This window comes from Lentzea chajnantorensis (assembly GCF_054300775.1).
Genome location: NZ_JBSDZT010000002.1, coordinates 4463173 through 4488650 on the forward strand (window position 1 = coordinate 4463173; position 25478 = coordinate 4488650).

Annotated in this window: 19 protein-coding genes and 2 pseudogenes; 15 read left to right on the forward strand and 6 right to left on the reverse strand. The window is 71.9% G+C overall.

Features of this window, described 5'->3' with window-relative positions; genetic code table 11:
• Window positions 1–11: 11 nt before the first annotated feature.
• From modA to ACVDFE_RS22500, 3 genes are read left to right on the forward strand one after another with little or no spacing between them, the layout of a single operon-like run.
• Window positions 12–749 carry a molybdate ABC transporter substrate-binding protein gene (gene modA, locus ACVDFE_RS22490; RefSeq protein ID WP_458431727.1) on the forward strand — a complete coding sequence of 246 codons (738 nt, stop codon included), beginning with the start codon at window positions 12–14 and terminating at the stop codon, window positions 747–749.
• Window positions 746–1534: a molybdate ABC transporter permease subunit gene (gene modB / locus ACVDFE_RS22495; protein WP_360389656.1), complete on the forward strand. Its 789-nt coding sequence runs from the start codon at window positions 746–748 to the stop codon at window positions 1532–1534. Before modA ends, modB begins: the two co-directional genes overlap by 4 nt.
• On the forward strand, window positions 1531–2577 hold the full coding sequence (locus ACVDFE_RS22500) for an ABC transporter ATP-binding protein (RefSeq protein ID WP_458431728.1): 1047 nt from the start codon (window positions 1531–1533) through the stop codon (window positions 2575–2577). The genes modB and ACVDFE_RS22500 overlap by 4 nt, the downstream gene beginning before the upstream one ends.
• A 33-nt stretch (window positions 2578–2610) precedes the next feature.
• Here ACVDFE_RS22500 and ACVDFE_RS22505 read toward each other — a convergent pair whose 3' ends face one another.
• The 4 genes and pseudogenes from ACVDFE_RS22505 to ACVDFE_RS22520 form a co-directional block, all read right to left on the reverse strand.
• A complete protein-coding gene (locus ACVDFE_RS22505; protein WP_458431729.1) occupies window positions 2611–3522 on the reverse strand; it encodes an ArsR/SmtB family transcription factor in 912 nt (303 codons plus the stop codon).
• 198 nt (window positions 3523–3720) lie between these two features.
• Window positions 3721–5134: pseudogene (gene rox, locus ACVDFE_RS22510) on the reverse strand (rifampin monooxygenase).
• 136 nt (window positions 5135–5270) lie between these two features.
• Window positions 5271–5996 (reverse strand): TauD/TfdA family dioxygenase, encoded by a 726-nt coding sequence (locus ACVDFE_RS22515; protein WP_458431730.1) that lies wholly within the window; start codon window positions 5994–5996, stop codon window positions 5271–5273.
• Window positions 5993–7172 (reverse strand): annotated as a pseudogene (locus tag ACVDFE_RS22520) (MFS transporter). The gene ACVDFE_RS22515 and the pseudogene ACVDFE_RS22520 overlap by 4 nt, the downstream one beginning before the upstream one ends.
• Window positions 7173–7293: 121 nt before the next feature.
• Between ACVDFE_RS22520 and ACVDFE_RS22525 the strand changes: the two are divergent.
• From ACVDFE_RS22525 to ACVDFE_RS22545, 5 genes are read left to right on the forward strand one after another with little or no spacing between them, the layout of a single operon-like run.
• Window positions 7294–8277 (forward strand): ABC transporter substrate-binding protein, encoded by a 984-nt coding sequence (locus ACVDFE_RS22525; RefSeq protein ID WP_360389641.1) that lies wholly within the window; start codon window positions 7294–7296, stop codon window positions 8275–8277.
• Window positions 8270–9319: a FecCD family ABC transporter permease gene (locus ACVDFE_RS22530; protein ID WP_360389638.1), complete on the forward strand. Its 1050-nt coding sequence runs from the start codon at window positions 8270–8272 to the stop codon at window positions 9317–9319. The genes ACVDFE_RS22525 and ACVDFE_RS22530 overlap by 8 nt, the downstream gene beginning before the upstream one ends.
• Window positions 9316–10083 carry an ABC transporter ATP-binding protein gene (locus tag ACVDFE_RS22535; RefSeq protein ID WP_458431731.1) on the forward strand — a complete coding sequence of 256 codons (768 nt, stop codon included), beginning with the start codon at window positions 9316–9318 and terminating at the stop codon, window positions 10081–10083. Before ACVDFE_RS22530 ends, ACVDFE_RS22535 begins: the two co-directional genes overlap by 4 nt.
• A 10-nt stretch (window positions 10084–10093) precedes the next feature.
• Window positions 10094–10894 carry a Rossmann-like domain-containing protein gene (locus ACVDFE_RS22540; protein ID WP_360389633.1) on the forward strand — a complete coding sequence of 267 codons (801 nt, stop codon included), beginning with the start codon at window positions 10094–10096 and terminating at the stop codon, window positions 10892–10894.
• Window positions 10891–11937 (forward strand): pyridoxal-phosphate dependent enzyme, encoded by a 1047-nt coding sequence (locus ACVDFE_RS22545; RefSeq protein WP_458431732.1) that lies wholly within the window; start codon window positions 10891–10893, stop codon window positions 11935–11937. The genes ACVDFE_RS22540 and ACVDFE_RS22545 overlap by 4 nt, the downstream gene beginning before the upstream one ends.
• Window positions 11938–12126: 189 nt before the next feature.
• Here ACVDFE_RS22545 and ACVDFE_RS22550 read toward each other — a convergent pair whose 3' ends face one another.
• Both ACVDFE_RS22550 and ACVDFE_RS22555 read right to left on the reverse strand, forming a co-directional pair.
• Window positions 12127–14436 carry a beta-xylosidase/alpha-l-arabinosidase gene (locus tag ACVDFE_RS22550; RefSeq protein ID WP_458431733.1) on the reverse strand — a complete coding sequence of 770 codons (2310 nt, stop codon included), beginning with the start codon at window positions 14434–14436 and terminating at the stop codon, window positions 12127–12129.
• 14 nt (window positions 14437–14450) lie between these two features.
• A complete protein-coding gene (locus ACVDFE_RS22555) occupies window positions 14451–15464 on the reverse strand; it encodes a LacI family DNA-binding transcriptional regulator (protein ID WP_360389627.1) in 1014 nt (337 codons plus the stop codon).
• Window positions 15465–15605: 141 nt separating this feature from the next.
• Between ACVDFE_RS22555 and ACVDFE_RS22560 the strand changes: the two genes are divergently transcribed.
• From ACVDFE_RS22560 to ACVDFE_RS22590, 7 genes are all read left to right on the forward strand, one after another.
• Complete coding sequence (locus ACVDFE_RS22560) at window positions 15606–16892, forward strand: ABC transporter substrate-binding protein (RefSeq protein WP_360389625.1); 1287 nt, start codon at window positions 15606–15608, stop codon at window positions 16890–16892.
• Window positions 16892–17869, forward strand: coding sequence for a carbohydrate ABC transporter permease (locus tag ACVDFE_RS22565; RefSeq protein WP_458431734.1), 978 nt, complete (start codon window positions 16892–16894; stop codon window positions 17867–17869). The genes ACVDFE_RS22560 and ACVDFE_RS22565 overlap by 1 nt, the downstream gene beginning before the upstream one ends.
• Before the next feature lies 1 nt (window position 17870).
• Window positions 17871–18686, forward strand: coding sequence for a carbohydrate ABC transporter permease (locus ACVDFE_RS22570; protein WP_458431735.1), 816 nt, complete (start codon window positions 17871–17873; stop codon window positions 18684–18686).
• A gap of 20 nt (window positions 18687–18706) precedes the next feature.
• Complete coding sequence (locus tag ACVDFE_RS22575) at window positions 18707–21769, forward strand: glycosyl hydrolase 115 family protein (RefSeq protein ID WP_458431736.1); 3063 nt, start codon at window positions 18707–18709, stop codon at window positions 21767–21769.
• A 19-nt stretch (window positions 21770–21788) separates the two neighbouring features.
• Entirely contained in the window at window positions 21789–22808 is a 1020-nt protein-coding gene (locus ACVDFE_RS22580; protein ID WP_360389615.1) for an endo-1,4-beta-xylanase, read from the forward strand.
• Between the two features lie 100 nt (window positions 22809–22908).
• A complete protein-coding gene (locus ACVDFE_RS22585) occupies window positions 22909–23916 on the forward strand; it encodes an endo-1,4-beta-xylanase (protein WP_458431737.1) in 1008 nt (335 codons plus the stop codon).
• A 13-nt stretch (window positions 23917–23929) separates the two neighbouring features.
• The gene (locus ACVDFE_RS22590; RefSeq protein ID WP_360389610.1) at window positions 23930–25471 is read left to right on the forward strand and encodes a glycoside hydrolase family 43 protein; all 1542 of its coding nucleotides are present in this window, start codon (window positions 23930–23932) and stop codon (window positions 25469–25471) included.
• The last annotated feature ends 7 nt before the right edge of the window (window positions 25472–25478 follow it).

The following is a 25478-nucleotide window of genomic DNA, read 5'->3' on the forward strand; positions in this document are numbered from 1 at the left end:
GTCGTCCGCTCGTGGCACTCATCGCACTGGGGCTCGCGGGGTGCGGGTCCGCCGAGCCGGCGGCCGGGGGGATCGGCGGGGACGTCACGGTGTTCGCCGCCGCGTCACTCACCGAGACGTTCACGGCGCTGGGCAGGGACTTCGAGGCCGCCCACCCCGGCACGAGGGTCAGGTTCAACTTCGGCGGCAGCTCGGCGCTCGCCCAGCAGCTCACCAACGGCGCGCCCGCCGACGTGTTCGCCAGCGCCGCGCCCGCGAACCTCCAGCAGGTCGCCGACACCGGGGCGATCACCGAGGCGCCGCGCACGTTCGCGAGGAACAGGTTGCGGATCGTGGTGCCCAAGGGCAACCCGGGGAAGGTCACCGGGCTGGCCGACTTCGCCGACCGGGACCGCAAGATCGCCCTGTGCGCGGAGCAGGTGCCGTGCGGTGCCGCCGCCAAGAAGGTCTTCGGCCTCGCCGGGGTGACCCCGCAGCCGGACACGCTGGAGCAGGACGTCAAGGCGGTGCTCACCAAGGTCTCGCTCGGTGAGGTCGACGCGGCCCTGGTCTACAAGACCGACGCCCAGGCCGCGGGGGACAGGGTCGAGGGCATCGCTTTCAGCGAAGCCGACCAGGCCGTCAACGACTACCCGATCGCGCCGCTCGCCAAGGCCCCCAACGCCGCCGCTGCCCGTGCCTTCGTCGAGCTCGTGCTGTCGGAGAAGGGCCGGTCCGCGCTGAGCGCCGCCGGGTTCGACGGGCCGTGACCAGGCGTCACCGGCTGCCGGTCGTCCTCCTGCTGCCCGCGCTGCTCGGGCTGGCGTTCCTGCTGGTGCCGCTGGCCGGGTTGCTGGTGAAGGCGCCGTGGACCGAGCTGCCGGGGCTGCTCAGCGCCGAGGTCGGGGAGGCGTTGCGGCTCAGCCTGGTCTGCGCGTCGCTGGCCACCGCGCTGTGCCTGGTGCTCGGCATCCCGCTGGCCTGGCTGCTCGCGCGCTCGGGGCTGCCGGGGCGGGGGTTCCTGCGTGCGCTCGTCACCGTGCCGCTGGTGCTGCCGCCGGTGGTGGGCGGTGTGGCGTTGCTGCTGGTGCTGGGGCGGCGCGGGCTGGTCGGGCAGCACCTGGACGCGTGGTTCGGGATCTCGCTGCCGTTCACGACGGCCGGGGTGGTGCTCGCGGAGGCGTTCGTGGCGATGCCGTTCCTCGTGATCTCCGTCGAGGGGGCGCTGCGGGCCGCCGACCCGCGGTTCGAGGAGGCCGCCGCCACGCTCGGGGCGTCGCGGTGGCTCACGTTCCGGCGGGTCACCCTGCCGTCGGTGCTGCCCGGTGTGGTCGCGGGCGCGGTGCTGTGCTGGGCGCGGGCGCTGGGCGAGTTCGGTGCCACGATCACGTTCGCGGGCAACTTCCCCGGCGAGACCACGACCATGCCGCTGGCCGTCTACCTCGCCCTGGAGACGGACCCGGACGCCGCTGTCGTGCTGAGCGTGGTGCTGCTGGTGGTGTCCGTGGGCGTGCTGGCCGGTCTGCGCGACCGGTGGATCAGCGGGCCGTCATGACCCTGACCGCTTCTCTGCGGGTCACCCGCGCGCACTTCGACCTGGACCTCGACCTCACCATCGCCCCCGGCGAGGTGGTGGCGCTGCTCGGCCCGAACGGCGCGGGCAAGACGACCGCGTTGCGCGCACTGGCCGGGCTGCAGCCGCTGACCGGCGGGCGGATCGCGGTGGGGGAGTCGGTCTGGGACGGTCCCGGCCGGTACCTGCCGGCCGAGGAACGCCCGATCGGTGTGATGTTCCAGGACTACCTGCTCTTCGCGCACATGTCGGCGCTGGAGAACGTCGCGTTCGGCCTGCGCGCACGGGGCACCCGCAGGGCCGAGGCCCGTGCGGTGGCCGCGACCTGGCTCGACCGCGTCGGCCTCGCGGACCACGCCGGGGCGAAGCCGCGCGCGTTGTCCGGCGGCCAGGCCCAGCGGGTGGCGCTGGCCCGTGCCCTCGCCACCGGCCCGAGCCTGCTCCTGCTCGACGAACCGCTGGCCGCCCTCGACGCGAGCACCCGCCTCCAGGTGCGTGCCGAGCTCGGCCGGGTGCTCACCGGCTTCACCGGTCACACCCTGCTCGTCACGCACGACCCGCTCGACGCCATGGTGCTGGCCGACCGCCTGGTGATCCTGGAGGACGGCCGCGCCGTCCAGGAGGGACCGCCCGCGGAGGTCGCCCGCCGCCCGCGCACCGACTACGTGGCGAACCTCGTCGGCCTCAACCTCTACCGCGGCACCGCCGACGGCACCGCGGTGGCGCTGGACGAGGGCGGCACCCTGGTCGTCGCCACGCCCGCGCACGGCGCGGTGCACGTGGCGTTCCCGCCCACCGCCGTGGGCCTGCACCTCGACCGGCCCACCGGCAGCCCGCGCAACACGTGGCCGGTGACCGTGGCCGCCGTCGAACAGCACGCCCACACCACGCGGGTGCGGCTGGACGGGGCGCCGTCGGTGCTCGCCGACATCACGACGGCGACCCTCGCCGAGCTGCGGCTGCGGCCGGGGGACGAGGTGTGGGCGGCGGTGAAGGCGACCGAGACGCACACGTACCCGGTCTGACCCCCACCGCCGTCACGACCTCCCTGCCGCCGCTCAGCGGTGGTCGTGCCCGCACAGCAGCGCCGACCCGAGCGCCGTCCGCCGGTGCAGCACGGACAGTCCCCGCCGGACCGTCGTGAGCAGACCCGCCTCCCGCAGCACGGTCGTGTGCCGGCTGACCGCGGACGGCGACGCCCCCAGCCGCGCCGCCAGCTCCGTCGTCGTCGCCCCCGTGCCCACCGCCGCCAGCACCGACGAGCGGGTGGTGCCCAGCAACGCGGCCAGCGCGCCCTCCGGCCGGCTGCCGGAGGAGAGCTGGCGGCGCCACGTCCAGTCGTGGTGCACCGGGTAGACGAGCGTGGGCGGCAGACCGGGGTCGGCCAGCGCGACCGGTGTGCGGCGGCAGAAGTACGACGGCACCAGCCGCAGGCCGCGGCCGCCGAGGTGCAGGTCGCGGTCGTAGGAGTACTGCACCTCCAGCACGGGTGGGCGCCAGTTCATCAACGGCCACATGCCGCGCAGCAGGCCCTCGACACCGTCGAAGCCCGCGCGGTGCACGCGGTCGGTCTCCACCGCGTCCTCGACCAGGTCGGTGTACGGCTCGATCACGGCGCAGTGGTAGCGGGCGAGGGTGCCGGTGAGGTCCTCCAGTGCCGCGCCGTCGCCCTCCACGAGCGGACGCGTCCACTCCGGAGTCGGGCGGATCGCGGCCAGCAGCGAGAACTCCGCGCGCAGGCGGGCGCGCGGAGTCGACCTGATCGCGGCGAGCGCGCTGGACAGCCCGTGCGCACCCTCGGGCGGTGTGAGGAAGTCCGGGAAGTAGGGGCCCAGCGGTGCCAGCACGGACAGCACGCCCACGCCGGCGCGGACCGCCTCCCGCGCGGGGCCGCGCCGGACCGCGCGCAACCACGGCTCGAACAGCAGGCCGCTGTCCCGCTCGGTCAGCCGCAACCAGCTGAACACCATCTCCCACAACGGATCGACGTGATCCGCGACCTGCGTCCGCTCCAGATCTCCTGCCGAGAAATGGATACGCAGCAAAAGCAACCTCCCCCTGAACAGGTCACCGCCAGCAACCGTACCGGGGGAGTCAATCCCTTGTGCCGCACTCGTCTGCGGGTCGTGGTCTCCCGGCGCCGCACCGGCGCTCAGGCGCTCAGGCGCTCAGGCGCCGAACCAGCGGGGCAGCACCTCCTCCAGGTCGTCCTGGTCGTCACCGGCCCACGCGACGTGTCCGTCCGGCCGCAGCAGCACGGCGGGCACGTCCAGCTCCTCGCTCACGTCGACCACGTGGTCGACCCGGTCAGCCCAGCCCCGCGCCGAGAGCCTGCCGGTCTGGTCGAGCAGCAGGCCGCGGGCGGTGCGTTGCAGCTCGAACAGGCGGCCGTCCTTGAGCCGCACGTCCTTCAGCCGCCGCCCGACCAGCGGGTGGTCGCTGCCGAAGTCGTAGCGGATGCCGACCGCGGTGATCTTCTCGATCAGGTGGCGGGTGACGCCCTCCAGGTCCATCAGCTCGCCGAGCAGCCTGCGCACCGCCTGCGGACCCGGTTCCGGTGTCATCAGCTGCACCTGCGCGCGGGTGTTGTCCAGCACGGCGGCGCCCACCGGGTGCCGTTCGGCGTGGTAGCTGTCGAGCAGGTCGGCGGGCGCCCAGCCGCGGACCGCCGCGGCGAGCTTCCAGCCGAGGTTCACCGCGTCCTGCACACCGAGGTTGAGGCCCTGGCCACCGGCCGGCGGGTGGACGTGGGCCGCGTCGCCCGCCAGGAACGCCCGGCCGGACCGGTAGCGCTCGGCCTGCCGGGTCGCGTCGCTGAACCGGGACGTCCAGCGCGGCGAGTGCACGCCGAAGTCCGTGCCCGCGACGGCGACCAGGCGGCGCCGGAAGTCGTCCAGGGTCGGCGGCGTGCGGTCCTGCCGGACGTCATCGGCCGAGACGACGACGCGGAACGTGTCGCCCATCGGGCCCACGCCGAACCACGGGTTGGTCCTGCGGATCTCCGCCACCCGCGCCGTGCAGCTCGTCGAGCGGCATCGTCACCTGCATCTCGCCCAGCAGCGTCTCCAGCCGGGCGGGTTCGCCGGGGAAGCCGATGCCGAGCAGCTTGCGGACCGCGCTGCGGCCGCCATCGCAGCCCACCAGGTAACGGCCGCGCACCGTGCTCCCGTCGGCCAGCGCGGCCGTCACGCCCTCGTCGTCCTGCGTCAGGCCCACGACCTCGCTGCCGCGCCGGACCTCGGCGCCCAGCCCGACGGCGTGCTCGGTGAGCAGCCGGTCGGTCAGCGGCTGCGGGATGCCGAGGATGTAGCCGTGCGCGGTGTCCATGTCCGCGGGCCACGGCTTGAGGATGCCGGCGAAGAATCCGCCCGCCTCGTGCTTCGTCCCCAGCTCCAGGAACTTCTCCAGCAGCCCCCGCTGGTCCATCAGCTCGATGCTGCGCACGTGCAGGCCGAGCGCCCGCACCACCGGCGTCGGCTGCTGCTCCCGTTCCAGCACGACCACGCGCACACCGTGCAGGCGCAGCTCCCCGGCCAGCATGAAGCCGGTGGGCCCGCCGCCGACGATGATCACGTCATACATGTGTTGCTCCCCCGTTCACCAAGCAATGCGCGGTGAAGTGTGGGGCAGGCACGGGGTCTTGTGGCAAGGCCCCCTGTGCGCTATATGTTGAAGTGGGAGGAAGCGCGCTTCCTCCCTTTGTCGTGTGTGGACCCGCTCAGCCGGCGTCGTCCGTGCGGATCGTCTGGATGTGCACCGTGCGTGTGCCGGTGTGCGCGTCGCGGCCGTGCCAGCAGCGGTAGTTGTCGAGCACCAGCACGTCGCCCTCGTCGAGCCGGAACCTCGGCAGCGCCGGCTGCACGCGGGCCACCTCCTCGTCGAGGCGCCGCAGCATCGCCGTGACGTGGTCGCTCCGGGGGTCGCGGTGAAGGGGAGCGGCACCGTCGGTGCGGCGGGTGATGCGCCGCCCGGTGCGCGTGTGCTCGACGTGCCGCGCGACCCGCGGTGTGGCGGGCAGGCCGCGGACGCCGGCCCACCGCCCGTACAGGTCGACGTCGACGTCGGTGAGGAACGCCCGCAGGTCCGCCGGCAGCGAGTCGGTGAACGCGTGCGCGTCGACGACGAACGACTCACCGCCCGACGGCGCCTGCTCGACCAGTTGCAGGAGCACGAAGTCCTCGTCGGGGTGCCGCCGCCGCACCTGCCTGCCGCCGACGTCCACGACGACGTCGAAGCTGTCGGCGTGCAACGGCAGCGGGCCGCCGTCCACGGACCTGTGCGTGCGGTGCGGGTACAGCTCGCGCACCCCGCTGCCGAACAACACCGCCGCCGCCACCGCGAGCGAGCCGGGCTCGACCGGCAGCCCGGTGAGGACCACCGCGCCGGTGCCGGTCAGCGCGGCACGGGCCTGGGGCGAGGTGGCCGGCAGCCGGGCCGGGATCACGACCTGGCCCGGAAGTCGCGCGCCGACGGGACCAGCGCGGCCACCGCGGGAGCGGCGAAGCAGACCACGGCGCACCCGGCGAGCACCGCGGTGGCACCGAAGTGCGCGATGGCGGGGGCGATCAGCGCCAGGCCGACGGGCGCGAGGCCGTACGACATCAGGAAGTCCAAAGAGGACACGCGGGCGAGCTTGGACGGTTCGACCTCGCGCTGGGTGGCGGTGAACCACGGCACGTTGAACAGCTCGATGCCGACACCGGCCACCGCGTAGGCGGCGAGCACGACCGCCGGGTGCACCGGCAGCAGCAGGCTCAGCGGCGCGAACCCGTACAGCGCCAGGCCCGCGAACGCCGTCCAGCCCGCGTGCTTCGGCCGCCAGCGCGCGATCAGCAGGGCGCCGGCGAGCGCGCCGAGCGTGTAGGCGGTGAGGGCGCCGGCGAGCACGGCCTCCGTGCCGTAGCGGTCGCGGCTGACCAGCGGCAGCACCACGCCGGTCGCGGAGTAGCCGGTGGCGATCACGGCCGTCAGCGCGCCCAGGCCGGCCAGGAACCAGGGGTGCCGGCGGGCCTCCCGCACGCCCTCGGCGAACTCGGCGAAGAACCGCGGCCTGCCCGCCGTGCCCGCGAAGTCGTTGCCGCGCGGCGGAACCAGCGCCGCCACCAGCCACAGCGCGCCGATGCCGAGCAGCAGCGCCTCGGTGGTCGCGACGAGCGCGAGCAACGCGGTGAGGCCGGGTGCGACGAGCGTCGTGACGCGGACCGAGAGCGTCATCGCGGCGTTGGCCCGCTGGCGCTGGTCCTCGTGCACCACCTCGGCGGTCAGCGCCTGGAACGCCGGGCGGCACGCGCCCTGGCCCGCGCCCATCGCCACCGCGGCAACCGCCATGAGCGGCAGGGAGGCTCCCGACGAAGAACGCGAGCACCGGTGCCGCGACGGCCGCCGTGAGCCCCGACCAGAGCACCACGCGGCGACGGGCGTAGCGGTCGGCCAGCACGCCGCTGATCGGCACCGCGGCGAGGAACCCGGCGGTGCGTGCGGCCAGCAGCACACCCAGCTCCACCGCGGTGAGGGTGCGGTCGAGCACGGCCAGGCCGAGCACGAACGGCAACGCCCAGGTGGCGATGCCGGACGCGGTGGTCGCCGTCCAGAGCCGCAGGAACGCCACGTTCCTGAGCACGGGGGCGGGTGGGGGCAGTGTGTCGTGAACCACGCGGCCGACCTTCCGGATTGGGGCTTGTGTTGAAAATGGTTGTCGTTACAGTAACGGACACCGCTGTCGTCTCGCACTGGAGGATCCGATGTCACACGCCGCCCGGCTCGGCCTGGCGCTCACCGCCGCGGCGTTCGTCGCCGGCTGCGCCGCACCGGGAGGAGGGGCCGCGCCGACGTCGTCGGTCGTGGTCGACAGCTGCGGCAAGCAGCTGACCTTCACCGGCACGCCGCAGCGGGTCGTCACGCTGGACCAGAACTCCACGGAAACCCTGCTGGCACTGGGGGTCGCCGACCGCATGGCGGGCACGGCCAACCTCAAGACCAAGGTGTCGCCCAGGTTCGCCGAGGCCTACGCGAAGATCCCGGTGCTCTCACCGAAGGTGCTGACCTCCGAACCGTTGCGCGCGGCGAACCCGGACGTCGTGGTGTCGTCGTTCGAGGAGCACTTCACCACCGACCGCGCCGGCACCCGCGACGAGCTCGCGGAGCTGGGCGTGCCGAGCTACGTCAGCGCGGTGAACTGCCCGGACGGCACCACGCCGCCGTTCGAACGGCTGTTCCGCGACTACGAGAACTTCGGCAAGTTCCTCGGGGTGGCCGACAAGGCGAACGCGCTTGCCGCCGAACAACGCGCCGCGGTGGCCGAAGTGCAGGCCGCGGGCGCGAAACGACCCAGGGCGCCCAAGGTCGTGTGGATCTACTCGGTGTTCAAGGACGTGCCGTACGTGGCCGGCCGCGACGGCATGCCGAGCCAGATGAGCAAGATCGCGGGCGCGGTCAACGTGTTCGACGACGTCGCGCAGGAGTGGCCGGAGGTGTCGTGGGAGGAGATCGCGCGGCGCAACCCCGACGTGATCGTGGTCGGTGACCTGTCCGAACGCGGCAACCCCGGTGACAAGGCGAGCGAGAAGCTCGCAATGATGCGCGAGCACCCGGCGGTCGCGCAGCTGGACGCGCTGAAGGGCGGCAGGGTCATCGAGCTGCCCGGCATCGAGATGGACCCGTCGGTGCGCACGGTCGACGCGCTGCGCGCGTTCAGCAAGGGCCTCGACGAGGTCGCGGGTGGCTGACACCGCTGTGCTCGCTGAACCACCCGCACCACCGGAACCGGTCAGGCGCACGCTGACCACGGTGCTGTGCCTCGCTTTCCTCGTCCTCTCGCTCGTGCTCGCCGTCCGCATCGGCGCAGGCACGGGCTGGGCGGAGATCGGCAGGGCCGTCGGTGGGCGCCTCGGGGTGCCGGTCGTGCCGCTGTCCCGGTTGCAGGACTCGCTGATCTGGGACCTGAGGGTGCCGCGGGTGCTGCTCGCCGCACTGGTGGGCGCCGCGCTCGCCGTGTGCGGTGCCGCGCTGCAGAGCGTCACCCGCAACTCGCTCGCCGACCCCTACCTGCTCGGGGTGTCCTCGGGTGCCTCGACCGGCGCCGTCGTCGTGGTGGTGCTCGGGTTCGGCGGGTCGCGGCTCGGGGTCACGGGAGGTGCGCTGATCGGTGCGCTCGTCGCGTTCTCCGTGCTGATGCTGCTGTTGCGGCGCACCGGGTTGGACTCGGTGCGGGTCGTGCTCACCGGTGTCGTGGTCGGGCAGTTGTTCGCGGCGCTGACGTCGTTGATCCTGCTGTCCTCCGGTGACGCCGACAGCATCCGCGCGGTGACCCACTGGCTGCTCGGGTCGCTGGCGTCGGCGCGCTGGTCGTCGGTCGCCGTGTGCGCGGTCGTGCTCGCACTGGGGTTGCTGGTCGTGTGGTTGTGCTCGGCGGCGCTGGACGGGTTCGCGTTCGGCACCGACACCGCCGCCTCGCTCGGTGTGGACGTGCGGACCACCCGGATCGTGCTGCTGGTGACGACGTCGGTGCTGACCGCCGTCGCCGTGGCGGCCGTCGGGGCGGTCGGGTTCGTCGGGCTGATCGTGCCGCACGGCGTGCGGTTCCTGGTCGGGCCGCTGCACCGGCGGCTGCTGCCGTTGTCGGCGGTGGTCGGCGCGGTGTTCCTGGTGTGGACCGACGCGGTGACGCGCGTGGTGTTCGCGCCGCTGGAGGTGCCGGTCGGCGTGTTCACCGCGCTGCTGGGCGTGCCGCTGTTCCTGCTGGTGCTGCGCAGGAGGGGAGAGCTGTGAGGATCTCCGCGGAGCACCTGGACTGGGGCGTGCCGGGCAAGGCGATCGTGCGGGACGTCGAGCTGGTCGTCGAGCCCGGTGAGACGGTGGGGCTGATCGGCCCCAACGGGTCCGGCAAGTCGTCGCTGCTGCGGTGCCTGGCCGGCCTGCGCACACCGGTCGCCGGAGCCGTGCGCTGGGACGGTGCGGACGTGGCGTCGCTGGGTCCCCGCGACCGCGCGCTGCGGCTGGCCTTCGTCGAGCAGACCGCCGACACCGACAGCGACCTGCGCGTCGCCGAGGTCGTGATGCTCGGCCGCACCGCGCACCGGTCGCGCTGGCGCGGACCGGACGCGCACGACCGGGAGGTGGTCGCGGCCGCGCTGGACCGGCTCGACCTGGCCGACCTCGCAGATCGGCCGTGGAAGCAGCTCTCCGGTGGCGAACGCCAGCGCACGCACCTGGCGCGCGCGCTCGCCCAGGAGACGCGGGCGTTGCTGCTGGACGAGCCGACCAACCACCTGGACGTGCGGCACCAGCTGGAGCTGATGGAGCTCGTCAGCGGCACACCGCAGACCGTCGTGGTGGCGCTGCACGACCTCGCGCAGGCCGCCCGCTACTGCGACCGGCTGGTCCTGCTGCACCGCGGTGCCGTGGTGGCGCAGGGCAGTGCCACCGAGGTGCTGACGGCGCCGTTGTTGCGTGAAGTGTTCGAAGTGGACGCCGAGATCGGTCGCGACGGCCTGGGCCACCTGGCCGTCGGCTACCGCGAACCGGCTCGTTGAAGGGGGAGTTGTGACCACAGTGGATGGTTTGGTCGCCGAGGTGCTCGCGAACAGGCACGGGCCTGATCCGGGAGCCGTGGTGGCGACCAGTGTGTTCTGGGTGCACCACGGCACCCGGCTGGCCGGCGGTGACACCACCTACCGCAACCAGTACGTGCTCGTGCGGATCGGGTCGGCGTTCGGCGCCTGCGCGTTCGCCGAGGGCGAGACCGACCCGGCGGTGTGCGCGGACTACAGCGGCGCGCCGGTCTCCGCGCTGCTGACCGAGGCACCGGCGCCGGTGCGGGTCGCGGCGCTGGACGCGTACCTCGCCTCGGTCCGTCCACACCGGACCTCGGGCGCCGAACGGGTCGTGCTCCCCGTTGGCACGCCGGAGGAACGGGCTCGTGCCCGTGACGCGGCGGTCGCGGGGCTGCTGGACGTCGAGCCGGGTGCCAAGGTCGCGTTGATCGGTGTGGTGAACCCGTTGGTGGCGGCGATCAGGGACCGCGGGGCCGAGTGCCTGCCGTGCGACCTGTCGTTGCGCACCACCCAGTGGGGCGACCCGGTGACACCGGACATGAGGGACGTCCTCGGTGTCGCCGACGCGGTCGTGGCCACCGGCATGACGATCGGCAACGGCACGTTCGACGAGATCCTGCGCACCTGCCGGTCGCGAGACATACCGCTGGTCGTCTACGCGCAGACCGCCAGTGCCGTCGCCCGGCAGTTCCTGGGCAACGGGGTGACCGCGCTGTCCGCGGAACCGTTCCCGTTCTCCCAGTTCAGCGCCGACGAGACAGTCCTGCACCGCTACCGGACCCGGACGTGAGCCCCGTCGTGGACCACCACATCGCCGACACCCTCAGCCGACCCGCCCTGGTGCGCCTCGACGACCGCACCACCTGCCTGCGGTTCGAGACCATGAAGGTCGCCTCCGCGCTGGCCGCCGTGCGCCACCTGCTGGAGTGCGGCACGGTCTGCGCGGGCGACACGCTCGTGGACAGCTCCAGCGGCATCTACGCCCACGCACTGGCGCTGGCCTGCCACCGGCACGGCCTGCACTGCCACATCGTCGCCTCCACCACCGTGGACAAGACGTTGCGGGCACAGCTGGAGATCCTGGGCGCGACGGTCGAACCCATGCCCGCCACCGCGAGCCTGAAGCTCGACCAGAGCCGCCGGGTCGCGCGGGTGCACGAGATCCTGCGCGACAACCCGCGCCACCACTGGATGCGCCAGTACCACGACGACGTGCACTACCTCGGCTACCGACCCATCGCCGACGCCGTCCGCGCGGAGCTCGGCCCGGTGCCGCTGACCGTCGTCGGCGGCGTGGGCACGGGCGCGTCGACCGGTGCGCTGGCGAAGTTCCTGCGGGAGTCCGATCCGAGCGTGGAACTGGTCGGCGTGCAACCGTTCGACAGCGTCACGTTCGGCAGCGAGCACGTGCACGACCCGGAGATCATCATCGCCGGTATCGGCAGCTCGATCCCGTTCGCCAACGTCGACCACACCCTGTACGACACCGTGCACTGGGTCGGTTTCGACGCGGCGCTGGCGGGCGCGGTGGCGTTGCTGCGCGAGCACGCGATCTTCGCCGGGCTCTCCGCCGGCGCGGCCTACCTCGCGGCGCGGTGGGAACAGCAGCTCGACCCGGACCGGCACGTCGTGCTGCTGGCACCGGACACCGGTCACCGCTACGTGGACGCGGCCTACTCGCGCCACTCCGAGGCGTTGCCGTTGACGGAGCTGGAGCCGCACGACATCACGGCACTGGCCGACATGGACCTGCCGTGGTCGCGGATGCACTGGAACCGCGCCGAGGCACCACCCGCGGCCTCGGCCCGGCAGCCCATCCCCGTCGCATCCTGAGGGGCTCCTTGCTGCCAAGGCGTCTGCAAGTACCACCAACACATGATCGAATCGCCGCTGACCACCACCAACACGTTCGCCGCTCGCCGAAGCAGGCTCCCCTGTCCCCGGGGAACGGGGGAGCTGTTGGTAGTAGGAAGGTGCTTGTTGATGTCGAGTTGGTGGTACTTGCAGATGCTGGGGAGGTGGTCAGTTCAGGTCGAACGTCGGTGTGAACACCCGGTCGAAACCGACCTCGCGGCGCGGACCGGTCATCGTCAGGCCGATCGCCGTGTCGATGTCACCGCTCGACCGGCCCACCCGCAGCTCGACGGCACCGGGGTCGACCTGGCGCCGACCGGCACGGCCGGTGTAGGAGGTCTGGTCGGCGTGCACCACCGCGGTGACGGTGCGGGTCTCGCCCGGTTCGAGGTCGACCTTCACCGCACCGACCAGCGCCTGCACGGGACGGGCCACCTCGGCGACCGGGTCGTGCAGGTACAGCTGCACGACCTCGGTGGTGGGCAGCTCGGTGTCGTTGCGCAGGGTGGTGACCACGCGGCACGTGCCGTCGGTCGGCCACTCCGCCGCGTCGGCCGTCACGGACACCCAGGTGACCGGGGCGTAGGTGAGGCCGTGGCCGAACGGGAACAGCGGGGTCGGGTCGACCGTGCTCACGTCGCTGCGCGCGCCCAGGGGTGCGGTCAGGTAGGTCGACGGCTGGGTGGCACCGGCGCCGGGGAAGCTGACCGGGAGGCGCCCGGACGGGTTCACCCGTCCGCTGAGGACCGCGGCCAGTGCCGCCGCGCCCTCCTCGCCGGGGTAGAAGCCGCACACGGCGGCGGCGAGGCGGTCGATCTGGCGGGACAGCTCGTACGGGCGGCCCGAGAGCAGCACCAGGACGACCGGGGTGCCGGTGGCGATGAGGGCTTCGAGGAGCTCCTCCTGCCGGCCGGGCAGGCGCAGGTCGCTCGCGTCGCAGCCCTCGCCGGAGGACCCGCCGCCGAACAGGCCCGCCTCGTCGCCGAGGACCGCGACGCAGACCTCCGCGCCGGCCGCCGCCTCGACGGCCGCGCGCAGGTCGGCGTCGGTGCCGCCGAGCACGGTGCAGCCGGCGGCGTGCACCACGTCGTGGTCGTCGCCGAGCGCGTCCAGGACGGTCGGCACGTCGATGCCCATCGGCACCTCGGGGTGGTGCTTGCCGACGTGCAGCGGGAACGAGTAGCAGCCCAGCATCGCACCGGGGTCGTTCGCCCGCGGGCCCACCACGGCGACGCGGCGGCGGGAGGTCAGCGGGAGCACGCCCTCGTTGCGCAGCAGCACGATCGAGCGCTCGGCGAGCTGACGGGCGACGGCACGGGAGTCGGCGTCGTCGAGGTCGATGCCCGCGGCACCGTTGTCGGGCTCGGGGGAGAAGTCCGGGTCGAGCAGGCCGAGCTCGCACTTCTGCGCCAGCACGCGGGTCAGCGCCCGGTCCACCAGCGCCTCGTCGACCCGGCCCTCCTGCACGGCGGTCAGCAGCGGGTCGCCGTAGCAGTCCACAGTGGGCAGTTCGACGTCGATGCCGGCGGCGAGCGCCTGTGCCGCGGCGTCCTCCCTGTCGGTCGCCACGGCGTGCAGGCGGTAGAGGAACGGCACGGCGAAGTAGTCGGCCACCACGGTGCCGGTGAAGCCGTAGCCGTCGCGCAGCAGGTCGGTGAGCATCGCGGGGTCGGCCGCGACCGGCACGCCGTCGTTGTCGGTGTAGGAGTTCATCACCGACCGGGCACCCGCGTGCAGGGCCATCTCGAACGGCGGCAGGAGCACGTCGGCCAGCTCGCGCGGGCCGATCGACACCGGCGCGAGGTTGCGGCCGCCCCTGGAGGCCGAGTAACCGGCGAAGTGCTTGAGCGTGGCCACGATCCCCGCGGACTCCAGGCCCGCCACGTAGGCGGCGCCGATGGTGCCGACCAGGTGCGGGTCCTCGGCGATGGTCTCCTCGACCCGGCCCCACCGCAGGTCGCGCGCCACGTCCAGCACCGGCGCGAGACCCTGGTGCACGCCGAGGCGGCGCATCGAGCCACCGATCAGGGACGTCATGCGGCGCACCAGGTCCGGCTCGAACGAGGCGCCCCAGCACAGCGGTGACGGGAAGGCGGTCGCCTGCCACGCGGCCAGGCCGGTGAGGCACTCCTCGTGCACCATCGCGGGAATCCCGAACCGGGTGCTCGCGATGATCTGCCGCTGGCTGCGGGCGAGGCTGTGCGCGCCCACCTCCGGCGCGATCGGCCGGGTGCCGAACACGCGGGTGAGCTGGCCGATGCCGTGGCGGGTCAGCTCGTCGAAGTCCGGCGGCTCCACGATCAGGTCGTGCTGGTGCGGCGCCATCTCGCCCGCCGAGTCGATGCCGACCCAGATGCCCTGCAGCTGCGCGATCTTCTCGGGCAGGGTCATCCTGGCCATCAGGTCGCGGACGCGGTCCGCCGCGGCGGCGTGCGGGTCGCGCCAGAGTTCTGCCGAGGTGGTGGCTTCGGTCGTCACATGATCTCCAGGGGTCAGGAGGACAGCGCTCGGGTCGAGTGCCGGGCGATCAGCTCGGTTCCGAGCGTGATGTGAGTGCCGTCCGGCGTCTCTCCGTTGATGAGCCGGACGAGCAACGAGACCGCGCGGCGCCCCATCTCGCGGATGGGCTGCTCCACGGTCGTCAGCGCGGGGGCGCACAGCGCCGACTCGGGGATGTTGTCGAAGCCGACCACCGACAGGTCCTCCGGCACGCGCAACCCCATTGCCACAGCGGTTTCGATGGCCGCGATGCCGGTGACGTCGTTCGCGGCGAAGATGGCGGTCGGCCGGTCGGGCAGGCTGAGCAGCTCCCGCGCGGACGCGGCCGCCACGTCGCGGTCGTAGTCACCCGGCCGGACCAGGTCCTCGTCCACCTCGACGCCCGCACCCGCGAGCGCCCTGCGGTACCCGGTTTCGCGCTGCTGGGCGGACTTCAGGTCCGCGCGGCCGGTGAGCAGCGCAATCCTGCGGTGGCCCAGCGCCAGCAGGTGCTCGGTGGCGATCCGGCCACCGGTCAGGTTGTCGGAGTCGACGGTCGGCAGCGCCGCCCGCCCGGTGTGCGGGTCGACCGCCACGACCGGGGTGCCCGGCACCTCCTCCAGGTCCACGGCGGGCGTGACGAGCACGGCGCCGTCGACCAGGGTGCCGCTCAACCGGCTCAGGTACCGGCGTTCCCAGCCCTGCGGGTCACCGGTCCGGCCGCCCGCCGAGTAGACGACGAGCTCGAAACCGGTGCCGCGGATGGCATCCGCCGCTCCCTTGAGCAGTTCGGTGCTGAACGGCTCGATGTCGGCGACCAGGATGCCGATGACGTTCGTGCGGTGGTTGCGCAGGCTCTGCGCGACCAGGCTCGCCTCGTAGCCGAGTTCCTTGATCACCGCCGTCACCCGCGCGAACGTGTCGGCGGAGACGCCGTAGCGCTGGTTGAGGACCTTGGACACGGTGGCCACCGAGACGCCGGCCTGAGCGGCGACGTCACGGATGGTGACACGAGAGCGAGGGGGCACGGGGCTGAGACTAGCCGTGTAAAACGTTATCGACAACGATTGACACAGCGACTTCGAAGCGGAATTCTCTCTAGCCACCGCAGGGCATGTGTTCGATCCCGCCCCGTCCTACTCGGCCGAAGTCGTCAGGAGTGGACCCCAATGCGTTCTGTGCACAAGTTGTCCGTCGCTCTCGCCGCAGCCGCGACGCTCGTGCTTGCCGCGTGCAGCGGCTCCAGCGGTGGCGACGCCTCCGCTGACGGTCCGGTCACGCTCACCTGGTGGCACAACCGGACCACTGAACCGATGAAGTCGATCTGGCAGCAGATCGCGGACGACTTCCACAAGACCCACCAGGACGTCTCGTTCACGATCGAGCCGATCCAGAACGAGCAGTTCCAGACCAAGGTGCCCCTGGCCCTGCAGGGCAACACCCCGCCGGACATCTTCCAGCAGTGGGGCGGTGGCGGGCTCGCCTCACAGCTCAGCTCCGGCAAGATCGCGGACATCACGCAGGGCGCCTCCGGTTGGATCGGCCCGCTGGGCCAGGCGGCGCAGGGCTGGCAGGTCAAGGGCAAGCAGTACGGTGTGCCGTACCAGATGCACGCCGTGGGCTTCTGGTACCGCAAGGACCTCTTCGCCACCGCGGGCGTCACCGCGCCACCGTCCACTCTGGACGAGCTGAACGCCGCGGTCGCGAAGCTGAAGACCGCGGGCCTGGTGCCGATCGCGGTCGGCGGCAAGGACCGCTGGCCGGACGCCTTCTACTACAACTACTTCGCGATCCGGCAGTGCTCGGTCGACGCGCTGAAGAAGGCCGTGGAGAAGACCGAGTTCGCCGACCCGTGCTTCACCAAGGCGGGCGAGAACCTCAAGGCGTTCATCGACACCAAGCCGTTCCAGGACGGCTTCGTCGGCACCCCGGCCCAGCAGGGCGCCGGCAGCTCGGCCGGCATGCTCGCCAACGGCAAGGCCGCCATGGAGCTGCAGGGCGACTGGAACCCGGACGTGATGCAGGCCCTGTCGGAGGACAAGGAGCTGGACTCGAAGATCGGCTGGTTCCCGTTCCCGTCGGTGCCCGGCGGCGAGGGTGCCCCGGACGCCGTGCTCGGCGGCGGTGACGGCTTCTCGTGCACCTCGCGTGCGGCCAAGGCCTGCACGGACTTCCTGGGCTACCTGGTGGGCGAAGAGGTGCAGAAGAAGCTCGCGGCGACCGGTTCCGGCCTGCCCGTGCACCCGGCTGCCGTGGCGTCGCTGAAGACCGAGACGCACAAGCAGATCTCCGAGTACGTCACGAAGGCACCGCACCTGCAGTTCTACTTCGACATCGCCTTCCCGACCAACGTCGGCCAGGCGCTGAACGACTCGATCGCCAACTTCTTCGCCGGCCAGGGCGGTCCTGACACGATCGTCCAGTCGGTCTCCAAGGCAGCCGCCGGGAACAAGTGATGAGCACCGCGACCAGTTCGCGGCCGTTGACCGCCCCCAGCTCGCCCGCGCCAGCGGCTGGGGGCACCCGGCGGCGGCGGTCCCGCACCCGCACACGTCTCGAGCTCGCCCTCCTGCTCACACCGGCCCTGGTGCTGTTCGCCGGGTTCGTGCTGGTGCCGATCGGGGTGGCCGCGGTCTACAGCCTGTACTCCTGGAACGGGTTCGGCCCGCTGACCGACTTCGTCGGCCTGAAGAACTACGTCGACGCCTTCTCCGGTGACGTCTTCCAGGGCGCCATCGGGCACAACCTGATCATCGCGTCGTTGTCGATCGTCGTGCAGCTCCCGCTCAGCATCGGCCTCGCGCTGCTGCTCAACCGGAAGCTGCATGGGCGGACGTTCCTGCGCATGGTGGTCTTCGCGCCGTACGTGCTGTCGGAGGCCGTCACCGCCGTCATCTGGCTGCTGATGCTGCAACCGGGCGGGTTCGTCGACGAGGTCCTGCGGTCGGCGGGCCTCGGCTCGCTGGTCCAGCAGTGGCTGGCCGACCCGTCGATCGTGCTCTACACGCTGTTCGTCGTGATCACGTGGAAGTACATCGGGTTCGGCGTGATCCTGCTGCTGGCCGGGCTCCAGGGAGTGCCGCCCGAGCTGCGGGAGGCCGCCGCCCTCGACGGGGCGACCGCGTGGCAGACCACCCGGCACGTCGTGCTCCCGTTGCTGGGGCCCACGATCCGCGTGTGGATCTTCCTGTCGGTGATCGGCTCGCTGCAGCTGTTCGACCTCGTGTGGATCATGACGCTCGGCGGTCCCGCCAACGCGTCCTCGACCATGGCGACCTACCTGATCGACCACGGCTTCAAGCGCTACGAGTTCGGCTTCGGCAGCGCCGTCGCGGTGATCCTCTTCATCATCTGCTTCACGTTCGCGTTGTTCTACCAGCGGTTCGCGCTGCGCAGGGACACCGAGGGCGCCTTGACCAGGGCGGTGGGCTGAGTTGTCACGTCGCAACACCGCGGGCTACCTCGCCGCGTTCGCCGTCGTGGGCATCACGGTGGTGCCGCTGCTCTTCGTGCTGCTGGGCGGGTTCCGCACCACGGCGCAGATCAACTCCGCACCGGCGGGCCTCCCCGGCCCGTGGGTGTGGGAGAACTACGCCGAGGTCGCGACCTCACCGGTGTTCTGGCGGTTGCTGGGCAACAGCGCGCTGATCGCCGTGATCGCGACGACCCTGGCGGTCGTGCTGGGGGCGATGGCGGCGTTCGCGTTGTCCCGCTACGCCTTCCGCGGCAGGGAGGCGTTCTACACGCTGTTCACGCTCGGCCTGCTGTTCCCGCTGGGAGTGGCGACCCTGCCGCTGTACCTGTGGCTGCGCCAGCTCGGTCTGCTGGAGAACCCGCTCGGTGTCGCGATCCCGGAGGCGGCGTTCTCGCTGCCGATCACGATCGTGATCCTGCGGCCGTTCATGCACGCCATCCCGGCCGAGCTGGAGGACGCCGCGCTGCTCGACGGCGCGGCCAAGCTCGGGTTCTTCTGGCGGATCCTGCTGCCGCTGTCGGGGCCCGCGCTGTCGACCGTGTCCGTGCTCGCGTTCGTCAGCAGCTGGAACTTCTTCCTGCTGCCGTTGCTCGTGTTCAACGACTCCAGCAACTTCACCCTGCCGCTGGGCGTTGCCATGTTCCAGTCGGAGCACACCCAGGACACCGCGAAGGTGCTCGCCTTCACCGCGTTGTCCATGATCCCGGCGCTCACGTTCTTCGTGCTCGCCGAACGACGGATGGTCGGTGGCCTGACCGGTTCGGTGAAGGGCTGACACCTCGGAGGAGCTCGACGATGAACTCGTCCTTCGCCCGGCGTCACTTCCTGCAACTGCTCGCCGCGCTCACGGCGACCGCGAGCGCGACCGGAACCGCTGCTGCCGCCGAGCTCGTCTCGGCGCAGGGCGGGGCCGGCCGGTTCCCGCTCGTGTCCAGGGGGAGGTCGGCGGTGCTGGTCGTCAGCACCGCCGACCACCCCGGCGTCGTCCGGGTCGCCGGTGACCTGCAGGCCGACGTGGAACGGGTCACCGGCGTCAAGCCGGCGCTCGTGCACTCCCTGCCCGACAAGGGCGACGTCGTGCTCATCGGCACGGTCGGCAGCCCGCTCGTCGACCGGCTCGTGGCGGCGGGCGCGCTCGACGTCACCGGCATCGCCGGCAGGTGGGAGACCTCGCTGACGCAGGAGGTCCGCACCGGCGGGCGGCGCGTGCTGGTGATCACCGGCAGCGACCAGCGCGGCACCGTCTACGGCACCTACGACCTCTCCCGCGCCATCGGCGTCTCGCCCTGGTACTGGTGGGACGACGTGCCCGTCGAGCACCGCGACGAGCTGCACGTGCGCTCCGAGCGGCACAGCCCCGGCCCGCCGTTCGTGAAGTACCGCGGCATCTTCATCAACGACGAGAACCCGGCGCTGGGCACCTGGGCGCCGCGCTACTTCGGCCCCGGCCACGCACCCGGTCACCCCGGCGGCTTCAACCACCTGTTCTGGGAGAAGGTCTTCGAGACCCTCCTGCGGCTGAAGGGCAACTACGTCTGGCCCGCAGTGTGGGGACGGGCGTTCGCCGAGGACGACCCGCTCAACCACGCCACCGCCACGCGCTACGGCATCGTCATGGGCACCTCGCACGAGGCGCCGATGATGCGCGGCATCGAGGAGTGGAACCGCCACGCCGTGCCCGCGGTGCGCGACGCGAACGGCGTCATCACCAAGCCGGGTCACGACCCGTACGGCGGCACGGGGGAGTGGAGCTTCCGCCGCAACGCCGACGCGATCAAGGCGTACTGGACCGACGGCATCCGCCGCATGGTGGACGAGGACATCGAGGGCGTCGTCACCGTCGGCATGCGCGGCAACGGCGACACCCAGCTGCCCGACGGCGACAGCATCGAGCTCATGCAGTCGATCATCGCGGCCGAGCAGGAGGTCCTCGCCCAGGTCACCGGGCGCGACCCGGCGCAGGTCCCGCAGGTGTGGACCCTCTACAAGGAGGTCCTGCGGTACTGGGACAAGGGCCTGCGCCCGCCCGACCACGTCACCGTCGTCTTCCCCGACGACAACTGGGGCAACCTGTGCAAGCTGCCGGACCGCTCGCTGCCGGAGCGCGCCGGCGGGTACGGCCTCTACTACCACTTCGACTACGTCGGCGTGGGGCGCAACTACAAGTGGGTCGACACCTGCGCGATCGCGAACCTGTGGGAGCAGCTGCACCAGGCGGCCGAGTACGGCATCTCCCGGCTGTGGGTCGCGAACGTCGGCGACTTCAAGGGCAACGAGCTGCCCACGCAGTTCTTCCTCGACTACGCCTGGAACCCGCAGGCGCTGCCGCTGGAACGGGTGTCCACCTGGGAGCGCGAGTACGCCGAGCAGAACTTCGGCAGGCGCGAGGCCGCGGCCATCGCCGAGGTGCTGAACGAGTACGGCCGGCTGCAGGCGCGGCGCAAGCCCGAGCTGCTCAACCGCCGCATCACCGTCGAGGGCACCACGATCGTCAACGACGACAGGGCCACGCCGTTCAGCCTGGTCAACTACCGCGAGCTCGACCGCGTCACCGAGGAGTGGAAGCGGCTGGGCCAGAAGGCCGAGCAGGTCGGCGCGCGTCTGCCCGCCGCCTACCGCGACGCCTACTTCGAACTGGTGCTGTACCAGGTGAAGGCCACCGCGAACCTCTACGAGCTGCGGCACGCGGAGTTCACGAACCTCTTCTACGCCGCGCAGGGCCGGGCGCTGGCCAACGACCTCGCCGCGACCACCGAGGCGCGGTTCGCCGACGACCTGGCGCTCGCGGACCGGTTCAACAACGTCGTCGCGGGCGGCAAGTGGCGTGGTTTCCAGACGCAGCCGCACATCGGGTACGGCGACGTCGAACGCTACGGGCCGAACGCGCCGTGGCAGCAGCCGGAGAAGGACAACGTGGCGCTGCCCGACGAAGTCTTCCCGCCGGTGCGCCGGATCACCCCGGCCGGTCCGGCTGAGATGGGTGTCGCGATCGACGGGTCCGAGCAGTGGTGGCCGTCCTCGCAGGAGCCGCCGGTGCTGCCGGAGCTCAGCCCGTTCCAGAGCGCGCCCGCGCCGTTCGTCGACGTCTTCAACCGCGGCACCGAGCCGTTCGACTGCACCATCACCTCCGGTGCGCCGTGGCTGGTCGTGCGGCCGGCGTCGGGCCGGGTGGACAAGCAGCTGCGCGCCACCCTCTCCGTGGACTGGTCACGGGCACCGAAGGGCACGACCAGCGTGCCGGTCGTGGTGTCCGGTGCGGGGCGCACGGTGACCGTGCGGGCCCCGATCGGCAACCCGGCGCTGCCGCACTCGTGGCGCGAGGGGTTCGTGGAGGCCGGCGGGTGCGTGTCGATCGAGGCCGAGCACCACAGCGCGAACGTCGCCGTCGGTGGCGTGCGGTGGCGGCGCATCCCCGGTCTCGGCCGCACGGGTGCGGGCATGAAGCCGTTCCCGGTCACCGCACCGAGCCAGGAACCCGGTCGCGGACCGCAGCTGGAGTACCGGCTCACGCTCCTCGCCCCCGGTGAGGTCACGGTGTGGGCGCACCTCTCGCCCCGCGCCGGGGTGCTGCCCACACCGGGCCTGCGCTACGCGGTGTCGTTCGACGACGAGGTGCCCCAAGTCGTGGACGCGATCAAGGTGCACGGCGCGGACCACTCGCTGATGAACCGGCCGTGGGAGCGCATGACCTCCGACAACGTCAACCGCACCGCCACCAGGCACACGATCACCAGGCCCGGCCCGCACGTGCTCCGGTTCTGGATGGTCGACCCCACGCTCGTGGTGCAGAAGCTGGTCGTGGACACCGGCGGCCTGCGCGCGAGCTACCTCGGACCGCCGGAGAGCAAGCGCATGTAGTCAATCCAAGGGAGCGACGATGAAGTTGCACTCAACCAGGACCACGCGGTTACTCGCGATCACGGCGGCGGCGGCCGCGATCGCGGCGGGCCAGGTGGTCCCGGCATCGGCCGCGGGGCCGTTGAAGGACATCACGAACAGGTGGGTCGGCAGCGCCGTGGCGGCGGGGCCGCTGGGCAGCCAGGCCGACTACCGCTCGGTGCTGACCCGCGAGTTCGACAGCGTGACGCCCGAGAACGAGATGAAGTGGGCGGTGGTCGAGCCCAACCGCGGCCAGTTCAACTGGTCCGGTGCGGACGCGATCGTCAACTACGCGCAGCAGAACGGCAAGACCGTGCGCGGGCACACCCTGGTGTGGCACAGCCAGTACCCCGGCTGGCTCAACAACCTCGGTGGCTCCGAGCTGCGCAGCGTGACCCAGCAGCACATCAACACCGAGATGGGCCGGTACCGCGGCAAGATCCGCGCGTGGGACGTCGTCAACGAGATCTTCGAGGAGAACGGCTCGCGCAGGCAGTCGATCTTCCAGACGCGCATGGGTGACGGGTTCGTCGCCGACGCGTTCCGCTGGGCGCGTGCCGCCGACCCGTCGGCCAAGCTCTACATCAACGACTACAACACCGAGGGGATCAACGCCAAGAGCGACGCCGTCTACAACCTGGTCCGCACGCTGAAGCAGCAGGGCGTGCCGATCGACGGCGTCGGCATCCAGACGCACCTCGCCACCCGGTACGGCTTCCCGTCGAGCTTCCGGCAGAACATCGAACGGCTGGCCGCGCTCGGCGTCGACATCGCGATCACCGAGGCCGACGTCCGCGTCCAGCTGCCGGTCGACTCGAACAAGCTGAACCAGCAGGCCAACTACTACAAGCAGATCTGGGACGCCTGCCACGCCGTCTCGCGGTGCGTGGAGTTCACGACGTGGGGGTACACGGACCGCCACTCGTGGGTGCCGGGGACGTTCCCCGGTGAGGGTGCTGCCTGCCTCTTCGACTCGAACCTGAGGCCGAAACCCGCCTACACCCGGATCAACCCGTAACGACCGACCCCCGTCGGCCACGTCCTGCCCGGCACCCGAGCGGTGCCGGGCAGGACCGGCGGACCGCACCCAGAACCACGTCAAGGAGAGAGCGACGATGATGTTGCGCTTACCCCGGGTCCTCGTGATCACCGCGGCGGCGGCCGTGCTGGTGGCGAGCCAGGCGGTGCCCGCGTCGGCGGCGGGACCGCTGAAGAACAGCACCAACAGGTGGGTCGGCAGTGCCGTGGCCGCCGGTCCGCTGGCCGATGAGGCTGACTACCGCGCGGTGCTGACCCGCGAGTTCGACAGCGTCACCCCGGAGAACGAGATGAAGTGGGGCGTCGTCGAGGCCACCCGCGGCCAGTACGACTGGTCCGGCGCCGACGCGATCGTGAGCTACGCCAAGCGGACCGGCAAGTCCGTGCGCGGGCACACCCTGGTGTGGCACAGCCAGCTGCCCGACTGGGTCGCCGGGCTGGAGGCACCCGAGCTGCGCAAGGTGGTCAAGGAGCACATCAAGACCACCGCAGGGCGGTTCAAGGGCAAGATCCGCGCGTGGGACGTCGTGAACGAGGCGTTCAACGAGGACGGCACCCGCCGGCCGACGGTGTTCCAGGAGAAACTCGGCGACGGCTACATCGCCGAGGCGTTCCGGCACGCGCACGCCGCGGACCCGAAGGCCAAGCTGTACATCAACGACTACAACATCGAGGGCCTCAACCCCAAGAGCGACGCGGTGTACGAGCTGGTGCGCAAGCTGAAGAGGCAGGGCGTGCCGATCGAGGGCGTCGGCATCCAGACGCACCTCGCGCTGCAGTACGGCTTCCCGACCACGATGAAGCAGAACATCGAGCGGTTCGCGAAGCTCGGCGTCGACGTCGCCATCACCGAGGCCGACGTGCGCATCCCGCAGCCGACCGACGCGGCGAAGCTGGAGGCCCAGGCCGACTTCTTCGAGCAGGCCTGGGACGCCTGCCACGCCGTCAAGCGGTGCGTGGAGTTCACGACGTGGGGCTTCACCGACCGGCACTCGTGGGTGCCCGGTGTGTTCCCCGGCGAGGACGACGCGTGCCTGTTCGACGACGACCTGCGGCCCAAGCCCGCCTACCAGCGCATCAACCCCTAGCGGGAGCCCCCACTTGGCACAGTTCTCGAACCCGGTCCTGCCCGGCTCGCACCCCGACCCGTCGGTGTGCCGGGTGGGACCGGACCACTACCTGGTGACCTCGACCTTCGAGTACTTCCCCGGCCTGCCGGTCTACCACAGCCTGGACCTCGTGCACTGGCGGCTGCTCGGCCACGTGCTCGACCGGCCGTCGCAGCTGCCGCTGCAGGGCGTGCCGGCCTCCGGTGGCCTGTACGCGCCGACGATCCGGCACCACGACGGCGTGTTCTACGTGGTCTGCACGCTGGTGCACGGCAAGAGCGAGTCCGGCAACTTCGTCGTGACCGCGACCGACCCGGCCGGTCCGTGGTCGGAACCGAAGTGGCTGCCGGAGGCCGACGGGTTCGACCCGTCGCTGTTCTTCGACGACGACGGCCGGGCGTGGTGGACCGCGACCCGGCTGGTGCGCCCGCCCGGTGAGACCGAGGTCTGGCTGCGCGAGTTCGACCCGGCCACCCTCGACCTGGTCGGGGACGAGCACGTGGTGTGGCGCGGCGCGATGAGGGACGCGGTCTGGCCCGAAGCACCGCACGTGTACAAGGTGGACGGCCGGTACGTGCTGCTGACCGCGGAGGGCGGCACGGACTTCGAGCACTCGGTCGTCGTGGCGACGGCGGACCACGTCACCGGCCCGTACCGCGGGTCGCTGCTCAACCCGGTGCTGACCCACCGCCACCTCGGCCGCGACCACCCGATCGCGGCGGCCGGGCACGCGGACCTGGTGTGCACGCAGAACGGCCAGTGGTACGCCGTGCTGCTCGCGACCAGGCCGTACGGCGGCTACTACTACAACCTCGGCCGCGAGACGTTCCTCGTGCCGGTGAGGTGGGAGGCGGGCGGTCCGGTGTTCAGCCCCGGCACCGGCCGGGTCGAGGCGTCCTACGACGTGCCCGACCTGCCGCCGCACCCGTGGCCGGAACCGGACAGGACCGACGACTTCGACGGGCCGGGGCTCGACCCGGTGTGGATGTTCCTGCGCACGCCGGAGGAGCCGTTCTGGTCGCTGGCTGACCGGCCGGGGCACCTGCGGCTGCGGGTCCGGCCGGAGTCGGTCACCGAGGCGGTCACGCCGAGCATCGTGCTGCGGCGCCAGCAGCACGCCAGCTTCCACGCGTCCTGCGTGCTCGACTTCGCCCCGGCGGGACCGTCAGAGGTGGCGGGACTGGTGCTGCTGCAGAACGACGAGCACCACGTGCGGCTGCTGCTCGGCGCCGACCGGGAGGTCGTCCTGGTGCGCCGCTTCGGCGGCAAGGACGAGGAGCTCGCGCGGACGGCGGTCGGCGAGGGCGCGGTGCGGCTGTGCCTGGAGGCGGTCGGCCAGGACGTGCAGGCGCTGGTCGCCGCGGGCACCGAGGGCTGGCAGCTGCTCGGCGACCCGTTCGACGGGCGGGTGCTGAGCACCCCGGTCGCCGGCGGGTTCACCGGGGTCCACATCGGACTGTACGCGTCCTCCGAGGGCGTGCCGAGCGAGTCGTGGGCCGACTTCGACAGCTTCACCTACCGCGGCCTGGAGTAGCCGGTGC

What these genes read in the sequence shown, in the direction of transcription:
- ACVDFE_RS22500 (WP_458431728.1), top strand. Translation starts at nt 1,531, where the DNA reads ATGACCCTGACCGCTTCTCTGCGGGTCACCCGCGCGCACTTCGACCTG.
- ACVDFE_RS22505 (WP_458431729.1), bottom strand. Translation starts at nt 3,522, where the DNA reads ATGGTGTTCAGCTGGTTGCGGCTGACCGAGCGGGACAGCGGCCTGCTG.
- ACVDFE_RS22525 (WP_360389641.1), top strand. Translation starts at nt 7,294, where the DNA reads ATGTCACACGCCGCCCGGCTCGGCCTGGCGCTCACCGCCGCGGCGTTC.
- ACVDFE_RS22560 (WP_360389625.1), top strand. Translation starts at nt 15,606, where the DNA reads ATGCGTTCTGTGCACAAGTTGTCCGTCGCTCTCGCCGCAGCCGCGACG.
- ACVDFE_RS22565 (WP_458431734.1), top strand. Translation starts at nt 16,892, where the DNA reads ATGAGCACCGCGACCAGTTCGCGGCCGTTGACCGCCCCCAGCTCGCCC.
- ACVDFE_RS22575 (WP_458431736.1), top strand. Translation starts at nt 18,707, where the DNA reads ATGAACTCGTCCTTCGCCCGGCGTCACTTCCTGCAACTGCTCGCCGCG.
- ACVDFE_RS22580 (WP_360389615.1), top strand. Translation starts at nt 21,789, where the DNA reads ATGAAGTTGCACTCAACCAGGACCACGCGGTTACTCGCGATCACGGCG.
- ACVDFE_RS22585 (WP_458431737.1), top strand. Translation starts at nt 22,909, where the DNA reads ATGTTGCGCTTACCCCGGGTCCTCGTGATCACCGCGGCGGCGGCCGTG.